Annotated in this window: 7 protein-coding genes and 5 pseudogenes; 4 read left to right on the top strand and 8 right to left on the bottom strand. The window is 60.0% G+C overall.

All coding sequences use genetic code 11. The annotated features are described in order from the left end of the window. From RBB32_RS21090 to RBB32_RS21075, 4 genes and pseudogenes are all read left to right on the top strand, one after another. Nucleotides 1–84 (top strand): annotated as a pseudogene (locus tag RBB32_RS21090) (electron transfer flavoprotein subunit alpha); the annotation flags it as partial. After that, nucleotides 81–964, top strand: a pseudogene (locus RBB32_RS21085) (tetrahydrofolate dehydrogenase/cyclohydrolase catalytic domain-containing protein). The pseudogenes RBB32_RS21090 and RBB32_RS21085, both read left to right, overlap by 4 nt. Before the next feature lie 22 nt (nt 965–986). Next, complete coding sequence (purU, locus tag RBB32_RS21080) at nt 987–1,868, top strand: formyltetrahydrofolate deformylase (protein ID WP_306155701.1); 882 nt, start codon at nt 987–989, stop codon at nt 1,866–1,868. A 110-nt stretch (nt 1,869–1,978) separates the two neighbouring features. Beyond that, the gene (locus RBB32_RS21075; RefSeq protein ID WP_306155699.1) at nt 1,979–3,256 is read left to right on the top strand and encodes a 4-aminobutyrate--2-oxoglutarate transaminase; all 1,278 of its coding nucleotides are present in this window, start codon (nt 1,979–1,981) and stop codon (nt 3,254–3,256) included. A 156-nt stretch (nt 3,257–3,412) separates the two neighbouring features. Here RBB32_RS21075 and RBB32_RS21070 read toward each other — a convergent pair. From RBB32_RS21070 to RBB32_RS21035, 8 genes and pseudogenes are all read right to left on the bottom strand, one after another. Next, nucleotides 3,413–3,607 (bottom strand): annotated as a pseudogene (locus RBB32_RS21070) (IS21 family transposase); the annotation flags it as partial. 153 nt (nt 3,608–3,760) lie between these two features. Next, nucleotides 3,761–4,144, bottom strand: a complete 384-nt coding sequence (locus RBB32_RS21065) for a ribbon-helix-helix domain-containing protein (protein ID WP_306155698.1) — start codon at nt 4,142–4,144, stop codon at nt 3,761–3,763. A 75-nt stretch (nt 4,145–4,219) separates the two neighbouring features. Beyond that, nucleotides 4,220–5,791 (bottom strand): GMC family oxidoreductase, encoded by a 1,572-nt coding sequence (locus RBB32_RS21060; protein WP_306155697.1) that lies wholly within the window; start codon nt 5,789–5,791, stop codon nt 4,220–4,222. Nucleotides 5,792–5,802: 11 nt separating this feature from the next. Next, the gene (locus tag RBB32_RS21055; RefSeq protein ID WP_306155695.1) at nt 5,803–6,327 is read right to left on the bottom strand and encodes a Twin-arginine translocation pathway signal; all 525 of its coding nucleotides are present in this window, start codon (nt 6,325–6,327) and stop codon (nt 5,803–5,805) included. Between the two features lie 51 nt (nt 6,328–6,378). Then, nucleotides 6,379–6,774, bottom strand: a complete 396-nt coding sequence (locus RBB32_RS21050; protein ID WP_306155693.1) for a VOC family protein — start codon at nt 6,772–6,774, stop codon at nt 6,379–6,381. A 292-nt stretch (nt 6,775–7,066) separates the two neighbouring features. After that, nucleotides 7,067–7,201, bottom strand: a pseudogene (locus tag RBB32_RS21045) (ATP-binding protein); the annotation flags it as partial. After that, nucleotides 7,198–8,097, bottom strand: a pseudogene (locus RBB32_RS21040) (hypothetical protein). The pseudogenes RBB32_RS21040 and RBB32_RS21045, both read right to left, overlap by 4 nt. Nucleotides 8,098–8,423: 326 nt before the next feature. Next, a partial coding sequence (locus tag RBB32_RS21035; RefSeq protein ID WP_371931095.1) for a N,N-dimethylformamidase beta subunit family domain-containing protein occupies nt 8,424–9,790 on the bottom strand: 1,367 nt, incomplete at its 5' end.

Here is a 9,790-nt window from a genome sequence, read left to right as displayed (position 1 = left end):
GCGCCGATCTTCCAGGTGGCCGATTACGGCCTCGTCGCCGACCTCTTCGAGGCAGTGCCGGAACTCACCGAAAAGCTACCATGAGCACGCAAACAATCAATGGAAAGGCATTAGCCGCAAATGTTCGGTCCCGTGTGCCCGAACAGGCCGCGGCCTATGCCGCCCACGGCCAACTCGGTTTGGCCGTGGTTCTGCTCGGCGATGATCCCGCGAGCGAAGCTTATGTGCGCTCCAAGGGCAGGGTGACCATAGAGATCGGCATGAAATTAGTAGAGCATAAGCTGTCTGCCGACACGTCCGAGACCGATCCCCTCGGGTTGATCGAAACGCTAAACCGCAACGAGACGATCCATGGGATCCTCGTGAAGCTTCCACTTCCGCCGCATCTGGAGGCAGAGCTGGTCATCAACACGATCGACCCTGCGAAAGACGTGGACGGTTTTCACATTTCCAATGTGGGTCTCCTCGGGACGGGTCAGAAATCCATGGTACCCTGCACGTCGCTCGGCTGTCTGCTTATGCTGAAAGACCACCATCCCAGCCTCTCCGGACTTAATGCTGTCGTCATTGACCTCTCGAACATTGTCGGAAAACCGATGGCCCAGCTGTTGCTCAAGGAAAATTGCACGGTCACGATTGCGCGCCCGCGCACCAAGGACATCGCCGAGGTAGTCAAGCGCGCCGACATCGTCGTAGCAGCCGTCGGCTACCCCGAGATGGTGACCGGTGACTGGCTCAAACCGGGCGCCACGGTCGCCGACGTGGGCATCAACCGTATTGACGCGCTCGAGAAGGGCGAGGGCAAGACCCGGCTGATCGAGGATTGCCACTTGACAGCTACGCCGAAGTGGCGGGTGGCGTCGGACCGATGACTATCGCCTGCCTCCTGTTAAATACGCTCAACGCGCTCTGTGATCAGAAGGGTCTACCCAGAACTCGGAACCTCGCCATCCAGGCATCATGATGGAGCTGAAAGAAACAAACTCATGACCTATTTACTTACCGTCCACTGCACCTCGAAGCGAGGTATTGTTGCTGCCATATCCAGCTTTCTCGCGGAACAGGGGTGCAATATCACGGACGCCTCGCAGTTCGACGACGTTGAAACCGATAGCTTCTTTGCACGCATCAGCTTTTCACCCGAAACTGGGGCGGACCTGGAAACACTTCGCAAAGGATTCGACCCGATTGCGCAGGACTTTGGCATGGAGTGGGGAATCCACGACAGCGCCGACCGCATGAAAGTCCTGATCATGGTCTCAAACTTCGGGCACTGCCTGAACGATCTTCTCTACCGCTGGCGCATCGGTGCACTGCCGATCGAAATTGTCGGTGTCGTCTCGAACCACATGACCTACCAGAAAGTGGTGGTGAACCACGATCTGCCTTTTCATCACATCAAGGTCACAAAAAACAACAAGCCCGAAGCTGAAGCACAGCTTTTGCAGGTGGTCGAAGATTCCGGTGCCGAACTGGTCGTCCTGGCTCGATACATGCAGATCCTCTCCGACAGCCTTTGCCAGAAAATGTCTGGTCGGATCATTAACATCCACCATTCGTTCCTCCCCAGCTTCAAAGGCGCCAATCCTTATAAGCAGGCTTTTGAACACGGGGTGAAACTGATCGGAGCAACGTCGCACTACGTGACTGCCGAATTGGATGAAGGGCCGATCATTGAGCAAGACACAATCCGCGTAACTCATGCTCAATCGCCCGAAGACTATGTCTCGCTAGGCCGTGATGTAGAAAGCCAGGTGCTTGCACGCGCAGTCCACGCCCATATTCACCGCCGAGCGTTCCTAAACGGCGACAAAACGGTGGTCTTTCCAGCCTCTCCTGGAACCTACGCAAGTGAGAAAATGGGCTAAGGCCAGAACCAATACGTCAACTTCTCCCTCACAACCTCTGATTCCCACAGATCGCAGCGATGCGGTCGGGGAACAAAGCGTTCACTCTTCATGTAAAAAGGGTCATCAAAATGCTTAACTCTGGAATTTCCGCCCGTCGCGATGCCTCCATCTCTCGGGGTGTCGGCATGCAGACGCAAGTCTATGTCGACCGCGCCTCTGGCGCCGAGGTCTGGGACGTCGAGGGCAAGCGCTATATTGACTTCGCTGCCGGGATCGCCGTGGTGAACACCGGCCACTGCCACCCGAGAGTGATGGAGGCCGTGCGCCGCCAGACCGAATCCTTCACCCACACCTGCCATCAGGTTCTGCCTTACGAGAATTACATCCGTCTGGCCGAACGGCTGAACGAGAAGGTGCCAGGCGACTTCGACAAGAAGACTGTCTTTGTCACCACCGGGGCCGAAGCCGTTGAAAACGCCATCAAGGTCGCCCGCGCCGCCACTGGGCGCAATGCCATCATCGCCTTTGGTGGTGGATTCCACGGCCGAACCTTCATGGGGATGAGTCTGACGGGCAAGGTTGCGCCCTATAAGAAGGGCTTTGGGGCGATGATGCCCGACGTCTTCCATGTGCCCTTCCCGGTCGAGCTGCATGGCACCTCGACCAAGGACGCGCTGGCGGGGATCGAAAAGCTGTTCAAGGCCGACCTGGATCCTGATCGCGTGGCCGCAATCATCCTCGAACCTGTCCAGGGCGAAGGCGGTTTTTATCCCGCGCCCGCGGATCTGATTCGCGGTCTGCGCAAGTTGTGCGATACCTACGGCATCCTGCTGATCGCGGATGAGGTTCAGACCGGCTTTGCCCGCACCGGGAACCTCTTCGCGATGGAGGCCTATGACGTTGCCGCCGATATCACCACGATGGCCAAGGGTCTGGCCGGCGGGCTGCCGCTGGCCGCGCTGACCGGCCGGGCCGAAATCATGGACGCCGCCGCACCCGGCGGTCTAGGCGGCACCTATGGTGGCAACCCCCTTGGGATCGCTGCCGCCCACGCGGTGCTGGACGTGATCGAGGAAGAAGACCTGTGCAACCGCGCCATTGAATTGGGATCGCGTCTGAAACAGCGGCTCAATGCGATCCGATCGCGCGTGCCGGAAATGGTCGACGTGCGCGGCCCCGGCTTCATGATCGCGGCCGAGTTCAACACCGCTGACGGCAAGACCCCGAACCCCGAGATGACCAATGCCATCCGGGCCGAAGCTCTGTCCCGCGGGCTCGTCCTGCTGACCTGCGGCATCTATGGCAACGTGATCCGTTTCCTTGCGCCGCTGACCATCCCCGACGCTGTCTTTGCCGAGGCGCTGGACATCCTTGAGACGTCGATCGACGCCGTAAAAGGGGCTTGAGATGAAGGACATGATGAACCCTGTCCCTGAAGGACCCGAGCCTTCTTGAAGCCCGCGCCTATGTGAACGGCACGTGGATCGAGGGCGAGGCACGCTTTGACGCCCTTGATCCCACGACCGGGAAGTTCGTTGCCTCGGTTGCGGATCTGGACATTGCCGCAGGGCACCGGGTTTGCGCTGGATCACCGCCAGATAATGACCCCAGTCATAGATCACCTTTCCGGGCTTATGGTGCGATTGCTCTATGATGCGCTCATGCGTGCAAACACTCTGGTCTTCGACCATGACAACCAAACGCTCGGGATAGACATGCAGGCTGACGGGGCGGTTCGCATAACTGGCCGGAACACTTTAGGGGGTTGCCAAATTCCGTGCAACGGCGTTGCCGCGGCTTTCATCCTCGTCCTCCAACGAGAGATCGAAGATACAAGCCAGCAACTCTCGAAAGCAAAGCCTGCACAACATGGCGTGCCGAGCGGGTTGGGTAAGCCGCTCGGCGGCGGGTCAGTTCGGGCGGCCGCTGCCGACGTCGATCTTGCACGGGCGGCGCGGGTTTACCGCCTCGAGCCGCAGGATCTCTTCAGTCGAATAACCCTCGCCCGAGACATTGGTCACCAAAAGGCCGCGTAACTGAAGATCGATATAGCGCAGGCAGCACACCCTGAGAAACGAGGTGAAATTGCCGATGTCGTGCCCCTCGTCCAGCGACTCGTTGTAAAGCTGGTGCAACAGCTGGGGCACGTTCAGATCGTCGCGCGCAGCGATCTCCTCCAACACCGACCAGAACATGCTTTCCAGCCGGACACTGGTGACCATCCCGTCCATCCGGATCGAGCGGGTCTGACTTTCCCAGAATTGCGGATCGGCACCGACAAACAATCTGCACATGGCGGGGTCTCCTCCCTGATGGCGCGAGAGGCGGGAGCGGCATATCGCGCCCCCGCCTGGATTTCGCGGCTGTCCTCAGATACTACCGGCATTCATCTCGGATGCCAGATATTCCGCCTGACGAAGCGCCAGCGCAACGATCGTCAGGGTCGGGTTCTCCGCCGCGCCGGTGGTGAATTGCGACCCGTCCGACACGAAGAGGTTGGCGATATCATGGCTCTGCCCATGCCGGTTCACCACCCCGTCGCGCGGTTTTTCCGACATCCGGTTGGTGCCCAGATTGTGGGTCGACGGATAGGGCGGCGTCGGGAAGACCCGGGTTGCGCCCACCGCATCGTAGATCTCCCCGCCACGTGCATAGGCGTAATCGCGCATCGCCGCGTCGTTAGGATGATCGTCGTAATGCACATTCGCCGCTGGCAGGCCAAACTGGTCCAGAAGCTCGGTATTGAGGGTGATCCGGTTGGTTTCCTGCGGCATATCCTCACCCACGATCCACATCCCGGCCATGTTTTCATAGCTGTCCAGCGCCGAGGTGAATTCGCGCCCCCAGCCGCCAGGATCGAGGAAGGCCGCTGCGAAGGGAAGCCCCACTGACACCGTTTCCAGCTCGAATCCGCCGACGAAACCGCGCGACGGGTCGTGCCGCGCCTCGTCCTGGACGATCCCGGCCATGGTCGTACCGCGCCACATCCGCACGGGCTTGTCGAAGGCCGCATAGACCGACCCCGTGGTGTGGCGCATATAGTTCCGCCCCACTTGGCCCGAACTGTTGGCCAACCCATCGGGGAACATCGACGAGGCTGAATTCAGCAAAAGGCGCGGACTTTCAATCGAATTGCCCGCCACGCAGACCACCCGGGCGGCCTGCATGTGCAGATTGCCCTCGGCGTCGAAGTATTCCACGCCAGTGACCTTGCCGGTATCGTCATGCAGAATCCGCGCGGCAAGGCATTCGCTGCGCACTTCGAGATTACCGGTGGCTTCGCCTTGTTCGATATCGGTATAGGCAGTCGACCATTTGGCACCCCATTTGCAGCCCTGGAAACAGAAGCCGGTCTGCTGGCACATCATCCGGTCTTGTCCCTCGGTCGAGTTGATCGCCATCCGCCCGGTCGACACCTCTTCATAGCCCAAGGCCTTGGCACCGGCCTCCATCACCTTGAAGTTGTTGTTGCCCGGCAGCCCCGGCAGGCCGTTGGTGCGGGTGACATTCAGTTTGCGCTCGGCCTTTTCGTACCAAGGGGCCATTTCGGCGGCGTTGATCGGCCAGTCGAGGAGATTGGCCCCTAGGACATTGCCATAGGTGGTAGCCGCCCTCCATTCATGCTCCTGAAAGCGCAGACTGGCGCCGGCCCAGTGCACGGTCGAGCCGCCGACAGCCTTCACGATCCAGGTCGGCAGACCAGGAAAATCCTTTGCCACGCGCCAGTCGCCGCTGGTGCTGCGGGCGTCCGTCCAGGCAAGCTGACCGAAACTGTCCCACTCGTCGTTAATGTAATCCTCGGGCAGATAGCGCCCTCCGGCCTCCAGCGACACGACGTTGATGCCTTTCTGGGCCAATGCATTGGCCAGAACGCCTCCGCCAGCGCCAGTGCCCACGATGACGACAACACTGTCGTCCTTCAGATCAAAAGGTGCAGCCATGGGTCCCTCCCTCAGAGCCAGTTGATGTCGTCGAAGCCACGGTTGATGTAACCGCCATGGCTGAAGCTCTCGCCTTCGTAACCAAACAGCGGCCAGATCGCCTTCTGGTTATAGAGGCCAGTGACAAGCCCACCCCGGATCTGCTGGAAGAACGCGCCCTTCTCGATCACGCGCAACAAGTCGACCCGATCACGTTCCCAGCTGATGGCAAGGTAACGCGCAAAGCCACGGCCCTGCGCAGCGGCATCGAGCGCGGCGATGCCCGCCTCGACCCCGGGCGCGGCCTCGACCGTGTCATAGTCCTTGACCGCGATCACGTAATATTCGTCGGACACATGGTCATGCGGGTAGATATCGCGCGCCATCTGCACCAACGTCGCGAAAGTTTCGGGCGCGAGGTGTTGGGTCTCAGCGGCCCAAGCCGCATCGGGCGCGGCGATGAACCCCGCCCCGATCACAAAGCCAGCCCCCGCCGCGCTCGCGCGCGACAATAGCTGGCGCCGGGTCAAGCCCCGGTTGCTTGCTGTCTCTGTCATGTTTTCCTCCCCTTGGAATTTGCGGCGCGGGCCTCCTCCTCGCCTGTGTGATCACTTGAACCTGCCGCTCCTCTCCAGCACCTCGATTTGGTAACCATCGGGGTCCGTGACGAAGAAGAAACGCCCGACCAGCCGGCCGTCAGGCGCGAATTTCACCAACTTGCGCGGCGCCAGCCCCTCGGCCTCGAACCGGGCGTGCTCGGCATCCAGATCGGCGACCGACACCGCCAGGTGGCCATAGCCATCGCCCAAGTCATAGGGCTCGGTTCGGCCTTTGTTCACCGTTAGCTCAACCTCGAATTCCGTTTCGGAATTGCTGAGGTAAATCAGCGTGAACTCGGTGAAATCGAGGCGCTCCGCGACCTCTAGGCCAAACGCCTTTTGGTAGAACGCAACCGAGCGCTCCTCGTCGAGCACCCGCAGCATGGTATGAATAGTCTTACCCACAGTTTTTTCCCGTTTTTGTTCGCCTGGGCAAGATAACCAGCAACCGGAACCAACGGGTATTAAGGGCATACTACGCACGCCTTTCGGGGCAGAGTTCTTGATACCTTATTGAATTTCAAACAAAATTTTACATCATTACATTCAATCCAGGAGGGTCTGTGTGATCCTCCGCGACACAACACATAGGCCGGGAAGCTGGTCACCATCGCGGAGATGTCGCTGTCAACGGCGGAGCAAAAGTCGGCCAGTTTGGCGCGAGCGCCTTGGAGCGTGAGGCCCTCATATAGCAAGCCCGGGCCAAGTAACGCACGTGATCTACGCCTTCAGCGGCGCAGATACGGGCCTGCTTGTCATGTTCACGCAGGAACGTCGGCAGCCGAAGCGTTTTGAGATGGTGGGCCAACAGCAGTTCGGGTGCATCCGTCATGCCCCACCCCCTGCCAGCAGGCTCATGTAAGATGTGGCGGAGGTGGTGGTGATGTTGGTTCTGGGCAGGAAGGGATAAACATCCAGATCCAGCCTCGGAGGCCTTTGCTCGACCCTGCACAAGATCAGGTGCTTGATTGCATCGAAACTGACCGCTCCCATTCGCAGGGCATCTTTGATGGCAAGATGCAGCGCTTCAATCTCGAAGCGCTGCAGAAGGCGCAGCCTGATCGAAGGACATGATCTTGCGTTCGATCAGCGCCAGGTCATGCAGCGGATCGAACATCATGTCGCCGGTGTCATAGGAGCGCGAATGCTCGACGATCACCTCGGCACTGCTACCAATGACTACGCGTGCCAATCCGGAAAGGACGGGATCGGCACCATGAAGTTGCGACGTCCGTAGCCGACCAGCCCCTCCACGGCCCCTTTGTCATTGCCCTTGCCGGGACGGTCATAGCGGTCCCGGATGTAGCACGCGACGCTGTGCGGCATATCAAGGGCAAAGAAGTGTGCCTTCTGCTCGACGCCGCCGATCACGACAAGCGCTTCACCAAAATCGGCCTGTGCATGACCGGGCGGATGGCTCAGCGGCACGAACATCTCCTTGCCGGTCCGCTTCCGGTCTCGAACGTAATCCTTGACGATGGTGTAGCTGCCATCAAAACCGCACTCGTCCCGCAACCGCTCGAAAATACGCTTTGCGGTGTGACGCTGCTTGTGCGGGCGGCCCCTGTTTTCCGCAAGCCATTGGTCAATCTGGCTGGTGAACGCATCCAGATTCGGGTGCCTGATCGGCGCTGTCCGCCGATATCCCGGCGGCTCCGAATAGGCCAACATCTTCGCAACACTGTCCCGGCTGATCCCAAAATCCCGGGCAATCTGACGCCCGCTCAATCCATCCTGGAAATGAGCGTGACGCACCTTCAAATACAATTCCACGGTGTATATCCCCAAGCCCTCCCGAAATCCGAAAGGCAAAAGTGGACGACTTTTACGCCGCCCGCGACAACACTATGCCGTCGCTACCGTGGCCGAGTATTGCCCCGCCGTTCACAACTTCGAAAGGGGCGGGAAAAGCGCCCCAGGCGCCGCGGCTTCGTGGTTCCGTTCTCAAGTGTCGTCTCGACGATGACTCGCACATTCATGGCAATTCCTCTGCTGTGAACCCGCCATCATAAACAAACATCCCCAGATTTTGCCCACTCCTCCACCTTCTCCGATCACTCGTCGGCGTCCATCCCCAGAAACCGCGTCAGGACGTTGTGAAACAGTGTCGAGACATCGTTGTCAAACCCGTTCCATGGCAGGCTGCCGCAAAAGGTGATCGAACCGGTGGCAAACACCTGCCCGCCACCGGGATACCGGGCCAGGATCATGTCGGCATGCATCGCGTCCTCTTCTTTGCCACCCGTCAGGTTGGTCAGATGGGTCAGCTGCTCCTCGGGGACCAGCATGAAGCCGTTCTCGCGCGTCACCGATCGCGCCAGCAGCACCGTGTCCTCGGGCGTGCCCAAGCGATAGTCGATATGGTCCAGCTCGAACCCCGCCGCGCCATTGCCGGAAAACCCATAATCGCCAATGACTTCGTTCTGGACCCCGTCAAAGACCCAGTCATAGGCCGGGTCGACACAGACCCGCCGATAAGGATCGCCGAAGAACTCGCCCTGCGCCGCGAACCCAATGCCCACAAGCTCCTGCGGCGTGCGCCCGTTGCGCCGCCACAGCCCGCCATACGTGCCGTCGAACGCGTTGTAATATTCGCCCGGCTCGGCGGCCCAGGCGCGGATGCCATCCTCGGCGCGGCGAATCTCCAACAGGCTGTCATTCTCGGGATGCACCGCGATGCGCCAGTAAAACCCGTTGCCGCCCAGATACATCAGGTTGCCCCCGCCGTCGCGGAAGTCGCGCAAAGCATCCAGGCTGCCTCCGGTGTGATACTCTGGGTGGGTCGCGGTGGTGACGGTCTTGTAACCCTCGATCGCCGCCGCCCCATGCGCATGCAGGTCATGGTCAGTCACCACGTCATAGGCGATCCCCTTGGCGTGCAGCCAGCTCAGAAGATGACTGTCCGCCGGAAAATGCCGCAACCCGGAACAGTCTGTATTGCCGAAGGTCATGAAACCGGGACGCAGGTTGAACAGCGGCCTGCGGTGTGACGCATGGGTGACCCCCGACCCGTCGCGGTGGTAGTTGTAGGTCGACAGGCCATATTGCGGATATTCCGCCGGATTGTAGGGATAGGCGTTGCAGGCGGCGAACTTGTCCTTCCACGCCGGGTCGAAATCGGGCCGCGCATGGTTTCCGTAGATCGTGTAGGTATAGGTCGAGACCAGCACGCACAGATCGGCGCGGCGCTGCCCCAGCGGGGGGCACACGAAGAACGGGATCGCATCTTCGGCCCCGTCGCATTCCAGCCGCATGACATAGGCGCCCGATGGCATATGCTCGGGGATGACAAAGGTGAAATCCGTCCCCCATCCGAAATCATAGATGTCGTCCTCGTGGAAATGGATGGCCGCATAGTGATGCGGTTTGTGAGTCCAGTTCATTTCCGAGGCATCCCACCGCGAGCTGGTGACCGCGCGGC

Origin of the sequence: Roseovarius sp. MMSF_3281, assembly GCF_030733685.1 — a bacterium.
GTDB lineage: Bacteria > Pseudomonadota > Alphaproteobacteria > Rhodobacterales > Rhodobacteraceae > Roseovarius.
Note: the sequence above shows the minus strand (reverse complement) of the source record. Positions and strands in the feature narration are given on the sequence as shown.